Source organism: Bifidobacterium asteroides (assembly GCF_009683175.1).
Taxonomy (GTDB): Bacteria; Actinomycetota; Actinomycetes; order Actinomycetales; family Bifidobacteriaceae; genus Bombiscardovia; species Bombiscardovia asteroides_H.
On the sequence record NZ_WKKW01000001.1, the window covers coordinates 528781 to 545904 of the forward strand.

A 17124-nucleotide genomic window follows, 5' to 3' on the forward strand; every position below is an offset into this window, starting at 1 on the left:
CTGTTCGGCAAGGGGGCCCTTTATTTTCTCACTGCCACCATTCCAGTAACTTATTGCTTGGTCTCATCCGTCAAGACATGTCTGGCCCGACAGCGAAGCAGACCTGAATGTGGAGCAGAAGAAACCCTTAACAATAAGGAAGTGTCTGATGCTAGTCCGGGTCAATCGCAAACCCGAGCCGGCATCAGACACTTGTTCAGTGTTCCCGTCAGGACCACGCCCTGTGGGAAGTTTCCTTTAACCTGGGAAAGCCGACATACTTGCAAACGCGGGAATCAAATTGCCTCGAAGCAACTGACCCCCTCGTTTGCACCGTTGGCTCATGCCAATCGGTCAATCAGGGGCTGGACACCCCGGTCGGCCAAATCGTCCAGGTTCTTCTGTACAGCTTCCACTAGTCCAGCAATCCTGGTCAGGTCATGGCCCCAAATGGAAGCATCGGAAAGAATCCGACTGACAAAATCCCCCTGACCGGCAGCCTCGTGGAAGGCATCAATGACCTTTTGATCATCCTGAATCTTCACAGCATCACCGGCCTTGCCGCCATAAGTCCACAAGAGGCAGGACAGCGCCAGGATGATGCGTTCGGGAAGCCCACGCCCCTGCTCTACGTTGGCCGTGACCAGCGGGAGAAGGCGGGAGACGAATTTGGAGACCGAGTTCAACCCTATGGAGTCCAAAGAATGCTGGACAAAGGGGTTGTCGAACCGCTCGCGAACCGCAGCAGCGAAGTTCTCCAGCTCCTCCTTGGGCAGGGTCTGGACGGGAATGATCTCCTCCTCCATCTCGCGGGTAATGAAAGAGCGCATGGTCTTATCGCCCATGACCTGCCCTACGGTCTTGAATCCGGCCAGCCGAGCCACCTGGGCCATGGTGGTATGAGGACCGTTGAGCAGATAAACCTTGCGCTCACGGTAGGGCTGTACAGCATCGCAGGTCACCAGGTCGATTCCTGCCTTCCGCGCGGGAAGCAGCTCATCAACCTTGCGCTGGGCGGTCTGGTCACCGGCTACGACCCAAAGCAGGAAGGGTTCGGCCTTGACCATGTTCTGATCCTCGTAGCCCAGCATCTCCCAAAGCTCCTGGGCATCTTCACGCGGGTAGCCGGGGACTATCCGATCCACGAGAGTGGATACGAAAGTGTTCTCCCGATCAAGCCACTCGATGAAGTCCTTACCCCACCCGAACCGTTCAGCGACATTTATCAGAGCACGATGCAGGGCCGGACCATTGTCAGCGATGAGCTCGCAGGGCATAATCAGGTAGCCTGGCATGGACCTGTCGAACCGACGCTTGAGCAGATGAGCCAACTTCGCCGGATATCCCGCTGGTGGCTGGTCCGTGACCTTATCCCCATCGTTGACGGCAATGCCTGCTTCGGTGGTATTGGAGATGATGATCTTCGTATCGGGATCATCGGCCAGAGCCAGAAACCCATCCCAGTCCCGGTAGGGGTCGACCGTCTTGCCGATAGAGTCAATCAGCTCATGGCTGCGGACGGGCTTACCATCCTTGAGACCTTCTAGAATGACTGTATAGAGCCGCTCCTGGTCCTCCAAGAAATGGACCCTGCCGTTTTCAAGGGGTTGGACAACTGCTACGTTCCCCCCGAACAAGCCCTTGTTGTTGAGCTGCTGGACTATCCAATCAACGAATGCTCTGAGGAAATTTCCCTCACCGAACTGGATGATCTTGATGGGTCGTTGAGCTGCCTGTGTACCAGTCAGCCCCAGATGCACGGCCACTGCTTCCTGTAGTCTTTCCACAATGCTTCCTTTCCGTCCGCTTGCATCCCGCCCATATAGGAGATCCGGTCAGACCATCGAACTTGGCGACCGATGACCAACCCGGGACCCAGACACTCAGCCTTGCACCACCTGCCTGGCCTGAGCACAGGCATCAGCAACGGCCTTCCAGTCGCCTTGGCGCTGGGCCTGGGATGGTACGGGGAAACTCCCGCCCACAGCAAAGACGTTGGGCAGGTCCATGTATTCCCGGGCGTTCCCGAACCCGACTCCCCCGGTGGGCAAGAAGTTCATCTCGGCAAAGGGGCCAGAGAGCGCCTTCAAGGTCTTGACGCCGCCGTAAGCCTCGGCTGGGAAGAACTTAGTGAAACGCAGCCCAAGATCGTAGGCTTTCTCAATGTCGCTGGGAGTCGCCGTTCCAGGCAAGACCGGTATCCGAGAGCCCAGGCACCAGTCGACCACAGCATCGCTGAATGCCGGGGAAACGATACCCTTGCAGCCTGTCTCCACTGCCTGGCGTGCCTGGTCGACCGTGTGCACGGTTCCTGCCACCAGGGTCACCTCAGGCACCTGGTCGTGAATAGCCCGCATCCCGTCCAAGGCGGCAGCCGATCGGAAAGTGACCTCTGCGATGGGCACTCCACCGGCAGCCAGGGCCCTGGCCAAAGGAACCGCCTCCTCAGGTGAATGCAGGGTCACCAGAGGAACCACTTTGATTGTTCTGATCAGATCAATCAATCCAATTCGCTCCTCTGGTACATCCGCCTTGTCAAACTCGCTCATGCCTGCTTCCTTCTCTTGTGGAATTGAACTTGTTGAATCGAATCCATCGCCTGTCCATGGAGGACTTCTGATCGTCGCCCAGATAAAACGGCTCAGCCAACCTGTCTGACCACCGCCCGCTGGTGTCGGGCAATAAAGTCATTCAACCGGGCCTTGTCAGGCAAGCCTTCGTTGTCGGATACCACCTGGGTCTGCATGGCGCCAACGGCACACCCGCGCTCCAAGGCTTCGGACATGCGTCGGCCTTCAAGCAGGGCCGACAAGACACCGGCTGCGAAACCGTCGCCGGCACCGACTGTGTCCACCACCGCATCAACCTTGAAACCAGGAACATAGACGCCATCGTGACCGTCCGTCGCGTAGGCTCCATCGGGCCCGTCCTTGACCACCGCATAACGGGCGCCATTGTCAATGAAGGCCTGGCCGATATCGCGGACATTGTCCAGCCCGAACAGATGCCTGCCTTCGGAAATGCCTGGAAGGACCAGATCAGCCTTGGCGCTCAAGGACAGAAGCGTCTGCTTCATTTGCTTGTCGCTCTTCCAGAGAGCCGGACGTTCATTGGGGTCAAAGGAAACGAAAATGTGATTGGCCCATGACATCTCAACCAGCGCTTTGCTGGCTTCCAGGGCACTTTCCGAAAGCGCCGGAAGGATTCCGGTCATATGCATCAGCGAGATTCCGCTGCAGTCGATGGCCTTGACATCGGCCGGACCCAAGGCCGAAGCCGCTGATCCCTTACGAAAGTAATAAGTCTTGGGGTCTCCCTGATCTACCTTGGACTTCATCATAAAGCCAGTGGAACGAGTGGCATCCTTGCCGACCAAGGAGGTGTCCAAGTCGTTCTGCCGCATGAAGTACAGAATCCGTTCGCCTATTGGATCCTGACCTATGCGAGTCATATAGACCGGATGCTGGCCCAATCGCTCCAGGCCAATGGCCACGTTGAGCTCCGCACCTGCCACCGAGGCGCTGAAAGATCCGACCTCGCTACAGGGCCCCTCCTCGCCTGCAGCGAAGAGCCCCATACCCTCGCCGACCAGGAGGACCTTGCCGGGACGGACGCCGCTGACCGCTATGTCGTGGGAAACCGCCATACCATTCCTTCCATGACCAGGACCGATGGATCCGACAGGTCTGTTTCAACCAGCGACAACGCAGGTGACGGTCCGATTCGTCCATTGATGTTTTCAAGCTATGTGATAGAGCGGTGGCGGAGGAATATGTTGCCAGCTGTTGCTTATCCCGGCATTTTTATGAACGCTTTTTTAAAAAAAGACCCCCAGATCTTTGCGTCGATCTGAGGGTCGGAAGAAACGGAGCTTGGAGCAGGGGTTACCAGGCCAAGTCGATACCCGGGGTGACAGGTTCGGGAATCAGGCGGATGCCGAAGGTGGAATCTACGCCTTTCTGTATGGCACGGGCCAAGGCCACCATGTCGTCGGAGCCGGCGCCTCCCCGGTTGGTCAAGGCCAGCGTATGCACGTCGGACAGGGCTGCAGCCGACCCCTCCTCCAAGGAGAAGCCCTTGTGGAAGCCTGAATGATCAATCAGCCAAGCCGCCGAGGTCTTGACCAATGCCGAGCCCTCGACAGGATAGCGCGGGGCATCAGCCGGCAGGGCATTCGCGGCCTCACGACTGATGATCGGATTGGTGAAGAAACTGCCGCAGCTGTGGCGGTCAAGCAGCACCCGTTCGCCCCTGGGGCCGTGAAGGTCATCCTGGACCGCCTCCAGAGCCTCTTCCGAGTCGGAGGTTCGACGGCATAATCCCATCCAGTCGGTCAGGTACCTGTAAGGATCCTCCAACATCCCCTTGCCTGCTCTGACGGTCAGGACCGCCTGTCGAATCCGCTCCAGGGGAAGGGTTGCTCCGGGCTCCACGCCCAGGGCCTTGGCAAGCTGGGCCGAATCCACCCGAGCGGCGGACCCATGTCGCAGGACCAGGGTGACCGAAAGGACCACATAGCGGGGCGTGGGGAAGAACCTTGCATCGGGCACAGCCGGCGCCTGGTACATGGTCTGCTTGAGCAGGGAGGTCCTGTATCCGAAATCCAGATCCGAGGCCCGCAGATAGGCGGTGACCTTGTCCTGGCGGTCCCATACCTCGACCGAGTCGACAAGGCGTCCGACCTCCTGGCCGTAGGCGCCGATGTTCTGGACCACCGAGGCCCCGACAGTCCCTGGGATGCCGGATAGGCCCTCCAGCCCGATCAGGTGCATGCGCACGCAGTAGGAGACCAGGTCATCCCAGTTGGTCCCAGCCGTGGCGTTGATATGGACGACGGGAACTCCGCCCTCAGGCGGGGCCACCTCGTCAGGCACGCTGATGTCCTGACGGGTATCACGCACAACCACGCCGGGAAAGTCCTGGTCAGAGGCAAGCAGGTTGGATCCCCCACCGATCAGGCAGAGGGGCAGCCCCTTGGAATCCGCGCCCTCCACGGCCTCGATCAGCCCGACCCTGTCGTGTGGCTGAACAAAGGCTGCAATGCGTCCTCCCACACCCATGGTGGTGATATCAGCAAATGTCGGAGTTGAGATACTGGAGGTGACTGCTTCTGGCATGTCTTTCACTGTATCATCGCAGGTGACAGGGCTGGTCCGAAGCCCCTCCTCTCTGCCGGCCCTCGGTCTGCTGTCTTTATCCGCTTTCTCGACCCACTGGCTCGATTCGGTGAATTACGGCAGGCACACCATGTGTCCTTAGCCTGCAAACAGCAGACAAAAGCAAAATACAGCCACCCATGGGTGTGTTCTCTTGATTGAACCCCCGTCAGCCGAGATGCATACCGACAAGGACGGCGGAGGATGAATAACCTTTTATAAGGAACGCCTATAGAGGCACCGTTGTCTCGGCATCTGAAAACGGGTTTGATGATCCGTGAAGCACGCGAGCATCTAGGCCACATTCAGAGGAGCGGGCCGTCATGAGCAAAGGATTCGCAACAAGAGCCGTCCATGACGGCTATGACTGTCAAGGCCTGGGCGGAGGCGCGGCCAGCGTCCCCATCTACCAGTCGGCCGCCTTTGACATGGTCACTGCCGACCGGGGTGATGCCCTGGCCGCCGGTGAAATTCAAGGATTCTCTTACTCACGCCTGGCCAACCCCACGGTCAAGGTCCTGGAGGACCGCCTGACCAGCCTTGAGGGAGGTAAGGGGGCCGTAGCCATGGCCTCAGGGATGGCCGCCGTATCGTCAGCCCTCATGTGCGCAGCCGAAGGTGGCGGGAGGCTGATCTCCCCTGTCAATCTTTACGGAACCTCGGTGGACGCCATGAAGACCTTCTTCCCCAACTTCGGCATCGAGACGGATTTTGTGGACGACATCAACGATCTTGACGCGGTGGAATCCCTGATCCAGAACGACACCAGGGCCATCTTCGCCGAGTCCGTGGCCAATCCGTCCACAGCCATAGCCGACATCCCTGGCCTGGCCGAACTGGCCCACCGGCATGGACTGGCCCTGATCATCGACAATACGGTGCCCACGCCATACCTGCTTAACCCGATCGACTTCGGCGCCGACATCGTCGTGCATTCGACCACCAAGGGGATCAGCGGCCATGGCAATGCCCTGGGCGGGGCCATCGTGGATGCGGGACGGTTCGACTGGGGCAACGGCCGCTTCCCGCAGATGAGCCAGCCCGAACTGATTATCAGCGACGAGCGGCACGAGTCCATGGTCAGCTTTCTGGATGCCTTCGGCAGGATGGCCTTCCTGCACAGGGTCCATACCAAGTACCTGCACACCTTCGGGGCGGTCATGAGCCCCTTCACCGCCTACCTGCAGCTGACCGGACTTGAGACTCTGGCCCAGCGGGTCGCCACCGAGGTGAAGACGGCAGAAGCCCTGGCCCGCCATCTGCTGACCATCCCCCAGGTGGAAGAGGTCAACTATTCAGGCATTCCCGAGGGCCGACACCAGGGCGATGGCGGCCAGCAGGACCGCCTGGCCTCGACCCTGCTGCCCAAGGGCGTCGGCACGATCCTCTCCTTCAAGGTCCAGGGAGGCTACGGGCAGGTCAAGCGCATCGTGGACTCGGTACGTCTCATGAGCTACATGCCCAACATCGGCGACTGCCGCACCCTGATTGTGGACCCGGCCAGGATCACCCACAGGGAGGTTCCAGGCCCCTACCGCCTCAGCGCCGGTGTGGGCGACGATCTGATTCGAATCTCCGTGGGCCTGGAGAACCCGGGTGACCTGATCGCCGACCTGGATCAGGCCTTTGCAGCCGCCTACCAGAGCAATCTTTGAATAAAAAAGAACCCGACCATCTGGTCGGGTTCCGATGAAGCCAAAAGACGGGAAGAACTCAGCGGGTCTCCCGGTGCAGGGTATGCTTGCCGCAACGGGGGCAGAACTTCTTGAGCTCCAGACGGTCAGGAGTGTTACGACGGTTCTTGGTCGTAATGTAATTACGCTCCTTGCACACGGTGCACGCCAGCGTAATGCCAGGACGGATATCTGCGGCTTTTGCCATGGTTCACCTCTATAGTCGTTGCACGACCGACGTATGTCGGCCACAGTAGCGAGGAAGAGACTCGAACTCTTGACCTTACGATTATGAGTCGTACGCTCTAGCCAGCTGAGCTACCCCGCCAGAGAGCCTCGGGTGAGAATCGGACTCACGACCTCTTCCTTACCAAGGAAGTGCTCTGCCACTGAGCTACCGAGGCGTGGCGGATAGAGGATTCGAACCTCTGAAGCATTACGCGGCTGATTTACAGTCAGCTCCCTTTGACCGCTTGGGAAATCCGCCATGCCGCACTAGAACCGGAGCTCCGTACGGCAACTTGCCTATAATGACATGTTTTTCCGTTTTCCGCAAGTCCCGCTCCAACGTCGTGTCTTCCGTGCCAGAGCGGGACCAGACAGGTCAGAAATCCCAGTCGTCGTCGTCCGTCTCCACGGCCTTCCCCATGACGTAGGAGGAGCCCGAGCCGGAGAAGAAGTCGTGGTTCTCGTCGGCGTTGGGGCTCAGCGAAGCGATGATGGCCGGATTCACATCGGTGGTGTCCGAGGGGAAGAGGGCCGGATAGCCCAGGTTCATCAGGGCCTTGTTGCCGTTGTAGCGCAGGAACTTGGTGACGTCCTCCACCAAGCCCACCCCGGAGTACAGGCTCTCGGTGTATTCCACCTCGTTGTCGTACAGGTCACCCAGGAGCTCATAGGTATAGTCGCTCATGGCCTGACGCTCGGAGTCGGAGACCTTGGCCAGCCCCTTCTGGTACTTGTAGCCGATGTAGTAGCCGTGGACGGCCTCGTCCCGGATGATCAGACGGATCAGGTCGGCCGTGTTGGTCAGCTTGGCATGGCTGGAGAAGTACATGGGCAGGTAGAAGCCCGAGTAGAAGAGGAAGGACTCCAAGAGGGTGGAGGCCACCTTGCGCTTTAGAGGGTTGTCGCCCTCGTAGTAGTCCAGGACGATCTGGGCCTTGCGCTGGAGGAACTCGTTGTGTTCGCTCCACTCAAAGGCGGCGTCGATCTGCGGCGTGGAGGCCAGGGTGGAGAAGATGGAGGAGTAGGACTTGGCATGGACCGACTCCATGAAGGCGATGTTGGTGTAGACCGCCTCCTCATGGGGGGTCAGCGCGTCCGGGATCAGGCTGACGGCGCCCACGGTCCCCTGGATGGTGTCCAGAAGGGTCAGACCGGTGAAGACACGCATGGTCAGGGTGTGCTCCTCCTCGCTCATGGCCTGCCAGGAGGGCAGATCATTGCTGACAGGGACCTTCTCCGGCAGCCAGAAGTTGCCGGTCAGACGGTCCCAGACCTCCAGGTCCTTCTCGTCCTCCAGACGGTTCCAGTTGATGGCGGAGACCCGGTCAATCAGCTTCAGCGGCTGCCGGGGAATGGAAATGGGTGGGACCATGGTTGATTGCTCCTTGTTGGATGGGTGTTTGACGGTGCGACGCGGATCATGACAGGACCGCCAGTCTACCGCATGGACGGACCCGACCTGTGTATGCGGGATACCAAAGGGCCGGCGCCGCCCTCAAAGACGGCACCGGCCATCGATTGCACATGCCTGAGGACAGGTGCCTTAGAGCATGCAGCTGACGCAGCCCTCGACCTCGGTGCCCTCCAGCGCCTGCTGGCGGATCCTGATGTAGTAGAGGGTCTTGATCCCCTTGCGCCAGGCGTAGATTTGAGCCTTGTTCAGGTCGCGTGTGGTGGCCGTGTCGGGGAAGAAGAGGGTCAGCGAGAGCCCCTGATCCACATGCTGGGTGGCCTCGGCGTAGGTGTCCACGATCTTCTTCCAGCCGATCTCGTAGGCGTCCTCGAAGTAGTCCAGGTTCTCGTTGGTCATGTAGGGGGCCGGGTAGTAGACGCGCCCGATCTTGCCCTCCTTGCGGATCTCGATCTTGGAGGCGATCGGGTGGATGGAGCTGGTGGAGTGGTTGATGTAGGAGATGGACCCGGTCGGGGGGACGGCCTGGAGGTTCTGGTTGTAGATGCCGTCCTTGAGGATGGCAGCCTGGAGCTCCTTCCAGTCCTCAACCGTGGGGATGTGGACCTGGTACTGGTCGAAGAGGTCCTTGATCCGCTGGGTCCTGGGCTCCAGGGAACGGCTGCCCTCGGTGTACTTGTCGAAGTAGTTCCCCTGCCCTGCCGGCTTGGCATAGTCGGACTTGGCGAAGGAGGCGAAGGCCTTACCCCGCTCCACGGCCAGGGCATGGGAGGCCCTGTAGGCATGGTAGGCCACGGTCATGAAGTACATGTCCGTGAAGTCCAGCCCCTCCTCGGATCCGTAGTGGATGCCCTCGCGGGCCAGGAAACCATGGAGGTTCATCTGACCCAGGCCGATTGCATGGCCCTCGTCGTTGCCCCGCTTAATTGAGGGGACGGCCTCGATGTTGGTGTGGTCGGAGACGGAGGTCAGGGCCCGCACCGAGGTCTCGACCGTGTCGGCCAGGCCGCCGTCCATGGCCTTGGCGATGTTCAGTGACCCCAGGTTGCATGAGATGTCGCGGCCGATATGCTCGTAGTTCAGGTTCTCGGAGTAGGTGCTGGGCTCCTGGACCTGCAGGATCTCCGAGCAGAGGTTGGACATGGTGATCCGGCCGTCGATGGGGTTGGCCTTGTTGACCGTGTCCTCGAAGAGGATGTAGGGGTAGCCGGACTCGAACTGGATCTCGGCCAGGGTCATGAAGAAGTCGCGGGCGTCAATGTACTTCTTGTGAATCCGCTTGTCCTTGACCATCTCCTCGTAGTGCTCGGTGATGGAGATGTCGGCGAAGGGCTTGCCGTAGACCCGCTCCACGTCGTAGGGCGAGAAGAGGGCCATGGGCTCCTTGCGCTTGGCCAGCTCGAAGGTGATGTCAGGGATGACCACGCCCAGGGCCAGGGACTTGATGCGGATCTTTTCATCTGCATTCTCCCGCTTGGTGTCCAGGAAGCGCATGATATCGGGGTGGTGGGCCGACAGGTAGACGGCGCCGGCACCCTGGCGGGCACCCAGCTGGTTGGCGTAGGAGAAGGAATCCTCCAGGAGCTTCATGACCGGGACCACGCCGCTGGACTGGTTCTCGATGTGCTTGATGGGTGCGCCCATCTCGCGCAGGTTGCTGAGCAGCAGGGCCACACCGCCGCCCCTCTTGGACAGCTGCAGGGCGGCGTTGACGCCGCGGGAGATGGACTCCATGTTGTCCTCGATGCGCACCAGGAAGCAGGAGACCGGCTCGCCGCGCTGGGCCTTGCCCAGGTTCAGGAATGTTGGTGTGGCGGGCTGGAAGCGGCCTGAGATGATCTCATCCGTGTACTTCATGGCGGCCTGCTCGTCCCCGTCGGCCAGCTCCAGGGCCACGGCCACGCAGCGCTGGGGGAAGTCCTCCAGGTAACGCTTGCCGTCAAAGGTTTTCAGCGCGTAGGAGGTGTAGAACTTGAAGGCGCCCAGGAAGGTCTCGAACTCGAAGCCGCTCTCGGCCGCATGCTTGTAGATCCTATCCAGGAACTCAGGGGTGTAACGTTCGAAGACCTTCCGGTCATAGTACTCGTGGTCCAAGAGGTAGGCGATCCTCTCGGCCGTGGAGGGGAAGGTCATGGTGTTGGGCCCCACGTGCCGGTCCATGTACTGGCGCTCTGCCTCGTGGTCCTTGTCGAACTGAATCCTGCCGTCCTTGTCGTACAGGTTCAGCATGGCGTTCAGGGCATGGTAGTCGTGAGCCGGATCGAAGGTCTCCTCATCCTCAGATGCGGTCCTATCCAGGGCCAGGGACGTGTCCTCGTTTGCTCCCATCGGGTGTCCTTTCATGAATATGACGATGATGATACGAGTAATGAAATCGGCTCAGGACTCGGGGTGGTTGCGGAAGAAATCCACGACCCCGCGGCGGACCTTCTCCTGGTCCTCCTTGGTGCCCATGAGCTCGAAATAGTAGAGGAAGGGCACATTGCACTTGCGGGAGATGATATCCCCCGCCATGCAGAAGGCCTCCCCGAAGTTGGTGTTGCCCGAGGCGATGACCCCGCGGATACCGGCCCGGTTGGCCGGATCGTTCAGGAAGCGCTTGATCTGCGGCATGACCGCCTTCTTGGCTGACCCTCCCCCATAGGTGGGGACGATCAGGATGTAGGGCTGCCGAATGTTGAGCGGCGGGTCCTTGGGCCTCAGCGGGATGCGGAAGACGTCAATCCCCTCGTCATCCAAATGGCAGTTGGCGATGAACCGGGCGGTGTTGCGCGAGGCCGACGAGAAGTAGACCACGGCCCCCAGGCGCTGACCCTGGGCGGCGAACTCGGGAGCGCTGAGCTCCGAATCAGTTCCGGCGGTCTGCTGTTGCTCCATGCTTCCTCCTGATCAGGCCATCCAGAGCCTGTCTTGACGGTGATGTCCGCCCAGAGGACGGACCGATCAGAACCCGCCCAGCGCGAGCCTGAACTACTATATGTGCTATCGATATCGAAAACGGTGAGCATATATAGGGTTTTCTGTGCCCAATATCACACCGGTTCCAACTGGCCTAGAAGTCCCAGTCGTCGTCGTCCGTGGACTCGGAGTGCCCCATGACGTAGGAGGAGCCCGAACCCGAGAAGAAATCATGGTTCTCGTTGGCCGATGGCGACAGGGCCGCCAGGATCTCCGAACTGACATCGGTCTGGTCGGCTGCGAACCGGGCCGGGTAGCCCAGGTTCATCAGCGCCTTGTTGGCATTGTAGCGAACGAAGGCGAAGACATCCTCGACGAAGGGGAAGCCCTCATAGATCTGCCCGGAGTAGACCATCTCCAGATCATAGAGCTTGTCCAGCAAATCATTGGTGAACTTCTCCAGCATGGCCTGGTCGGCCTGGGTCCTCTCCTCCAGACCCCGCTGATACTTGTAGCCCGAGTAATAGCCGTGGATGGCCTTGTCGCGCAGGATCAGACGGATCATGTCAGCCGTGTTCATCAGCTTGGCATGGCTGGAGAAGTAGAGAGGCAGGTAGAAGCCCGCATAAAGCATGAGGGAGGAGAGCATGGTGGAGGCCACCTTGCGCTTCAGGGGATCCTCGCTGACATACTCGTGCAGGACCGTGTGGACGCGCTCCTGGAGGACGTCGTTGGCCACGGCCCAGCGGTAGGCCTTGTCAATCTCCTCGCTGGAGCAGAGGGTGGAGAAGACCGAGGAGTAGGAGCGGGCATGGACCGACTGCATGAAGGCGATGTTGGTGTAGATGGCCTGCTCCTGCTCGGTGCGGGCATGATCGATCTGCACCAGCTCGCCGATGGTGGCCTGGGTGGTGTCCAGCATGGTCAGTCCGGTGAAGACGCGGACCGTGGTCTGGCGCTCGTGATCGGTCAGCGTGTTCCAGGATGGGATGTCGTTGGACAGCGGCACCTTCTCGGGCAGCCAGAAGTTGGAGACCAGGCGGTTCCAAACTTCCAGATCCTTCTCGTCGGTGATCTTGTTCCAGTTGACCGGGCGAATCCTGGCCTCAGGGGTGACACGGTACTGGGGCGGGGTGATGGATTGGCGCATCATCTCGTCGTCGGCATAGACGCCGGCCTCTGACTTGGTGCTTTCTTGCGTGCTTTCCTGCTGGCTCATGACAAAACCGCCTTTCGTGAATCAGTCGACTGCTGCTGGAGCTGCACTCCCATACCGGCCAGAATGGCCCTGACCGCTTGAACATCCTCCGAGGTGCCCAGCAGCTCGAAGCGATAGAGCTCGGGGACGCCGCACCGGCGGGCTATCAACGGGCCGGCTGCGCAATAGGCGCTGCCGAAGTTTCGGTTGCCCGAGGTGATGACCCCGCGAATCAGCCCGCGGTTGACCGGATTGTTCAGGAAGTGGATGACCTGCTTGGGCACGGCTCCCTTGGCTGACCCGCCGCCATAGGTGGGCACCAGCAGAAGGTAGGGCGTATCCATAACGGGCATGGGCTGGCGCCGCTCATACAGGGGGATGCGGATGGGCCCCTCCACGCCCAGCCGCTGTACAAAGCGGTGGGTGTTGTTGGAGACGCTGGAGAAATACACCAGCCTGGAGGCGCCATCGGGAGGATCGTGCCGATCCACATCTGCTGAGGACATAGTGACTGCTGCTCCTTGGTAAACACTATATATTGGATAAAATTGGCCAGCCAACCACAATATATAGGTTTATCCAGGGCGACACAAGTTCACAGGAGCAAAACCGCCCCCGCTGTGAGATTCCATACAAGAACGGAGACGGCCATCATTTACATTTACGCTGGCGCCCTTACGACCTTTAGTCAGGGATCGGATTCTGCGGCAAACCCTGTCGACGCAGGTCGGCGCAAACCTCCAGGACCCGGTCGTTGGCCTCCCGCTCCCCCACAGTGATGCGGATGCCCTCGCCGGGGAAGGTTCTGACCGACAGGCCGGCATCGCGGAAACGCTGATCAGCCTGCGACGCGGCCTCGCCCAGAGGCAGCCAGTAGTAGTTGGCCCTAGGCTGAGGAATCTTCCACCCCTGATCCTGCAAACCAGCCAGGATTCTGGCCCGTTCCTGCTTGAGCGCCTGGACCCGTTCGGCCAGTCGATCCTGTGCGTCCAGACTGGCCATTGCCGCCGTCTGGGCCACATCGGTGACGCCGAAGGGCAGGGCCACCTTGTTCATGCCGGCAATGATCGGCTCGGCAGCCACGGCGTATCCGATCCGCAGACCCGCCAGCCCGTAGGCCTTGGAGAAGGTGCGGGCCACTATCACATTGGGATGTTCCCGCATGAGCGACAATCCGTCGGCTCGATCGGGGTCATCGTTGAACTGTATGTAGGCCTCGTCAAAGAGTACCGGCAGGTCGGCGGGCAGAGCCTGTAGCAGACGTTCGGCCTGGTCGTGGTCGACGTTGGTCGCAGTCGGATTATTGGGATTGTTGACAATGACCAGTTTGGTGTGGTCGTTGACTGCGGCGATCATAGCTTCGATGTCATGCCGTCCCTGCTTATCCAGGGGCACCGGCACCCCGGTGGCACCAGCCATGGTGACGATGATGGGATAGGCCTCGAAACTACGCCAGGGATAGACCACCTGGTCGCCATGACCGGCCACCAGGTCAACCAGCTGGGTGATGACCTCCGTGGACCCGCATCCCAGCTGGATGCATGCGGGATCCACCCCATGCAGCTGGGCCAGCCGCTCTACCAGAAGGGCGCCACTCATATCCGGATAACGGTTCAGATGACCCAAGGCCTGCTCCGAAACGGTCTGAACCACGCCTGGCAGGGGCGGGTAGGGGTTCTCGTTGCTGGAGATCTTGTAGCTGGTCAACCCGGGAACGGCTGGTGCCGGGCTACCCTGCCGGTATCCGGGGAGGGAATCAATGCTGGCGCGATGACGATAGTACATGAGCACCATGCTAGTGGCCGCTATATGTCCCTGACGTGTTTGTTCCGTTGGACGGTACTGACGAGACGCAAATGGCCCCTGGTCCTTCCGCAGGACCAGGGGCCACTATCACCGCTTCTTTACTTGAGGATGGCCAGAACGTCGCGCGCGGACACGATCAGGTAGTCCTCGCCGCCGTAGTTGACCTCGGTGCCGCCGTACTTGGAGTACAGAACCTTGTCGCCAACCTTGACATCCATGGGGATGCGCTCGCCCTTGTCGTCACGACGGCCGGGGCCTGCCGCCAGCACCTCGCCCTGCTGGGGCTTCTCCTTGGCGGTATCTGGAATGACCAGCCCGGAAGCGGTCTTGGTCTCCGCCTCAGCCTGCTTGATGACGATCTTGTCTTCCAACGGTGTGAGTGAAATCGACACTGTGGACCTCCTACATCTTGTGAGAACAGCCAATGAACCCACGCCGGAACGTCGATGAGAGGCTGACGAACACTCACCACGCATTCCTTTGCGCTACAAGCCATAGTAGCGCGAAATTAGCACTCTGCCAACTTGAGTGCTAACGCTGGTGGTGAAAGATAACTTGCAGATTGGCCCCTCAGGACTTGTCTGCCGGACGACGCCGGGCCAATATGGCCTCGACACCGATGGACAGGGAGTCCTCGCTGCGATCAGGTGCTTCGACCTGGGCCTGCATCTCCCGCTTGTGAAAGTCGTCGGGCTGCCCATCGGCCTTCTTCTTTTCGGGGGGACGGGCCACAGAGACCTGCCGGGTGGACTTGATCTCCAGGCTTTGGGGACCTTCGTCTTCGCTGCTCTTGCCATCCTTGCCTGATCCCTCGCCACGGGCTGATCCCAGGGAGAAGGAGATCAGATCCTGGCCCGCCGCCATGCCGAAGGCGTCCAAGGCCGGAGAAGGACTGATGCGCTCGAGCTCATTGGTGGCATCGTCCTGGGCCTTCACCAAGGACGATGAAGCTGGGCGCTCTTTGCCAGCAGACGCAGAGACCGATCCGGGCTGGTCTGAATGGGCAGCGGCGGATTGGGCAGGTACGGACTCCGGCGCAGTCGGCCGGGCCGCAGACTTGGAGGCAGCAGACTTGTTCACTGACGATTTAGGCGCTGTGGGCTTGGAGGCAGTCTCTTGAGCCTTTGAAGATTTGGTGGTTGCCGGTTTGGAAGCCGTCGGCCCAGAAGCCGTTTGTTTGGCTGGGGTCCGTTCAGAGGCCTTCTTGGCGACGGACGGACTATTCGACGCATGTCCGGTCTGCGCAGCGGTCTTCTTCGTCGACTGGACGGACCCGGCCGAACCCTTGGCCTTGCTGTTGTTGACCGTCGACTTCGCAGGCTGGGCCGAATTGTGCCGCCTGGCCTTGAGGGCTGCCTGCTGATCAGCCTTGGCCTGGGCCAGCGTTCGACGAATCTCACCCTGGTCAAGCACATCCGTGGCAGTGTCCGTGCGGCCCTCATTCTTGGTCTGCCCAGGCCTGCCGGAGGTCCTGCTCTTGGTCAGACTGGCCGCCTGCTGACGACGCTGCCGGGCACGCCGCTGGGCCAAATTGCGCTCCCAGGCCCGAGCCTGGGCTGAAGCATGCACGCCTGCCGCCAACACCACTATCACCAAGGCCAGAGGAATCAAAGTGAACCATGGGCTGTAGCCCAAGGGGAAAGAGAGCCCAGCCACCAGCAGGGTGACGACCAAGAGGACAAGGACCAGGATGCGACGACGGCGTATGGCCGCGCGGCGCAACTGTCTGATCTGCTTGATGCGCTGGGCCTGACTGCGCCGGTTGCCATCCTGCTGCCCTTGCTGCATGACCAACCCTTTCACCGTCCTCGACTGCCTGTCGCAGAACCTCATGCCGTCTTCCCGCCCGACCATGTGCAGGGAGGTGGAAAGCCTGTCCTGGCGATGCTCCGAGGCCCGCTTCATACCCTTGACAGTGCGAAACGGCAGCCAACCCAGCACCAGAATCACCGCAATCACCAAAACCACGATGCTGCTGAGTGATTCATAAACCATAGGTACTACGTTAGTTGACGGTATGCCCCAAGCGGCAAGTCAAACCCAGCGTGTCGACCATATCCGCCCCAGAGGTTCATAGACGATCCAGCAGATCGGGATCGAATCGGTCGCTGATCCAGGCAAAGGTCAGGTGGTCCCTCCACTGTCCGTTTACATACATGTAGCTGCGGCGCAGTCCCTCCGGCTCCATGCCCAGCTTTTGGACTACACGCAGGGAACGCTGGTTTTCAGGCAGAATCGCCACCTCCAGACGGTGTAGATGAGGCCCCTTCCTGTCCCTGAAGGCCCAATTCGCCAACATCGCCAAGGCCAGGGGCGCGAATCCGTGACCAATCCAATCCTGGTCCACCCAGTAGCCCGCTACCCCCGTGCGCATGGACCCGTATCGGATGGCGCCCAGGGAGATCTGCCCTACGATGCTCTGATGAAACTCCATCAGGAAGACCGCCGAAGTGCCCTCCTGCCGGGCACGCTCCAGCTCCTGCATCCACTGGGCATAGGTCATGCCAGGTCCATGGCGGGGGTCCCCTGATTCCCATGGCGCCAGCCAATCGCGGTTCCTCCAACGAACCGCATTCCAGGCTGCCTGGTCACCCTCGCAAATGGGCCTGAGCAGGAAGTCCCCATGGCCTGGGGGCGGAGTCAGACGATCAGGCAGATCCAGTGCATGGGCCGAGCGGGCACGGGAACCCTGCCAGACCTGGCGGAAGGTATGCAGAACCGACATAACCCCATATTCTCACCGGAAGGCAACCGAGGCAGGCATGCGTCCACTGG

Annotated in this window: 16 protein-coding genes and 3 tRNA genes; 2 read left to right on the plus strand and 17 right to left on the minus strand. The window is 60.3% G+C overall.

All coding sequences use genetic code 11. The annotated features are described in order from the left end of the window. Window positions 1-320 precede the first annotated feature (320 nt). The 3 genes from GKC41_RS02410 to GKC41_RS02420 form a co-directional block, all read right to left on the minus strand. Window positions 321-1766, minus strand: a complete 1446-nt coding sequence (locus GKC41_RS02410; protein ID WP_324612009.1) for a tagaturonate reductase — start codon at window positions 1764-1766, stop codon at window positions 321-323. Between the two features lie 96 nt (window positions 1767-1862). After that, window positions 1863-2528 carry a bifunctional 4-hydroxy-2-oxoglutarate aldolase/2-dehydro-3-deoxy-phosphogluconate aldolase gene (gene eda / locus GKC41_RS02415; protein ID WP_154312785.1) on the minus strand — a complete coding sequence of 222 codons (666 nt, stop codon included), beginning with the start codon at window positions 2526-2528 and terminating at the stop codon, window positions 1863-1865. A gap of 92 nt (window positions 2529-2620) precedes the next feature. Beyond that, on the minus strand, window positions 2621-3625 hold the full coding sequence (locus GKC41_RS02420) for a sugar kinase (RefSeq protein WP_154312786.1): 1005 nt from the start codon (window positions 3623-3625) through the stop codon (window positions 2621-2623). A gap of 12 nt (window positions 3626-3637) precedes the next feature. On the opposite strand from GKC41_RS02420, the gene GKC41_RS08755 reads away from it, so the two are divergent. Then, window positions 3638-3832, plus strand: coding sequence for a hypothetical protein (locus tag GKC41_RS08755; protein WP_198180466.1), 195 nt, complete (start codon window positions 3638-3640; stop codon window positions 3830-3832). Window positions 3833-3863: 31 nt separating this feature from the next. Here GKC41_RS08755 and GKC41_RS02425 read toward each other — a convergent pair whose 3' ends face one another. Then, complete coding sequence (locus GKC41_RS02425) at window positions 3864-5096, minus strand: FAD-binding protein (RefSeq protein ID WP_154312787.1); 1233 nt, start codon at window positions 5094-5096, stop codon at window positions 3864-3866. A gap of 362 nt (window positions 5097-5458) precedes the next feature. Here GKC41_RS02425 and GKC41_RS02430 point away from each other — a divergent pair, with 362 nt between their 5' ends. Beyond that, complete coding sequence (locus tag GKC41_RS02430; RefSeq protein WP_154312788.1) at window positions 5459-6790, plus strand: O-acetylhomoserine aminocarboxypropyltransferase/cysteine synthase family protein; 1332 nt, start codon at window positions 5459-5461, stop codon at window positions 6788-6790. Between the two features lie 58 nt (window positions 6791-6848). On the opposite strand, the gene rpmG is transcribed toward GKC41_RS02430, so the two are convergent. The 13 genes from rpmG to GKC41_RS02495 form a co-directional block, all read right to left on the minus strand. Beyond that, the gene (gene rpmG / locus GKC41_RS02435) at window positions 6849-7016 is read right to left on the minus strand and encodes a 50S ribosomal protein L33 (protein WP_015022386.1); all 168 of its coding nucleotides are present in this window, start codon (window positions 7014-7016) and stop codon (window positions 6849-6851) included. A gap of 46 nt (window positions 7017-7062) precedes the next feature. Further along, a tRNA-Met gene (locus GKC41_RS02440) sits at window positions 7063-7136 on the minus strand. 4 nt (window positions 7137-7140) lie between these two features. After that, window positions 7141-7212: transfer RNA gene (locus tag GKC41_RS02445), tRNA-Thr, on the minus strand. A 1-nt stretch (window position 7213) separates the two neighbouring features. Next, window positions 7214-7295: transfer RNA gene (locus GKC41_RS02450), tRNA-Tyr, on the minus strand. 117 nt (window positions 7296-7412) lie between these two features. After that, window positions 7413-8408, minus strand: coding sequence for a class 1b ribonucleoside-diphosphate reductase subunit beta (gene nrdF, locus GKC41_RS02455; protein ID WP_029678084.1), 996 nt, complete (start codon window positions 8406-8408; stop codon window positions 7413-7415). Window positions 8409-8579: 171 nt separating this feature from the next. Continuing rightward, window positions 8580-10775: a class 1b ribonucleoside-diphosphate reductase subunit alpha gene (gene nrdE, locus GKC41_RS02460; RefSeq protein WP_154312789.1), complete on the minus strand. Its 2196-nt coding sequence runs from the start codon at window positions 10773-10775 to the stop codon at window positions 8580-8582. A 51-nt stretch (window positions 10776-10826) separates the two neighbouring features. Next, complete coding sequence (gene nrdI, locus GKC41_RS02465; protein ID WP_015022389.1) at window positions 10827-11324, minus strand: class Ib ribonucleoside-diphosphate reductase assembly flavoprotein NrdI; 498 nt, start codon at window positions 11322-11324, stop codon at window positions 10827-10829. Window positions 11325-11499: 175 nt separating this feature from the next. Further along, window positions 11500-12495, minus strand: coding sequence for a class 1b ribonucleoside-diphosphate reductase subunit beta (gene nrdF, locus GKC41_RS02470; RefSeq protein WP_045925134.1), 996 nt, complete (start codon window positions 12493-12495; stop codon window positions 11500-11502). 65 nt (window positions 12496-12560) lie between these two features. Then, window positions 12561-13049: a class Ib ribonucleoside-diphosphate reductase assembly flavoprotein NrdI gene (gene nrdI / locus GKC41_RS02475; protein WP_045935729.1), complete on the minus strand. Its 489-nt coding sequence runs from the start codon at window positions 13047-13049 to the stop codon at window positions 12561-12563. A 178-nt stretch (window positions 13050-13227) separates the two neighbouring features. Continuing rightward, complete coding sequence (locus tag GKC41_RS02480) at window positions 13228-14328, minus strand: histidinol-phosphate transaminase (protein ID WP_154312791.1); 1101 nt, start codon at window positions 14326-14328, stop codon at window positions 13228-13230. Between the two features lie 119 nt (window positions 14329-14447). Beyond that, window positions 14448-14741 carry a co-chaperone GroES gene (groES, locus tag GKC41_RS02485; protein WP_015022393.1) on the minus strand — a complete coding sequence of 98 codons (294 nt, stop codon included), beginning with the start codon at window positions 14739-14741 and terminating at the stop codon, window positions 14448-14450. A 178-nt stretch (window positions 14742-14919) separates the two neighbouring features. Next, entirely contained in the window at window positions 14920-16344 is a 1425-nt protein-coding gene (locus tag GKC41_RS02490; protein ID WP_154312793.1) for a hypothetical protein, read from the minus strand. Window positions 16345-16420: 76 nt separating this feature from the next. After that, complete coding sequence (locus tag GKC41_RS02495; protein WP_154312794.1) at window positions 16421-17074, minus strand: GNAT family N-acetyltransferase; 654 nt, start codon at window positions 17072-17074, stop codon at window positions 16421-16423. Window positions 17075-17124: the final 50 nt, after the last annotated feature.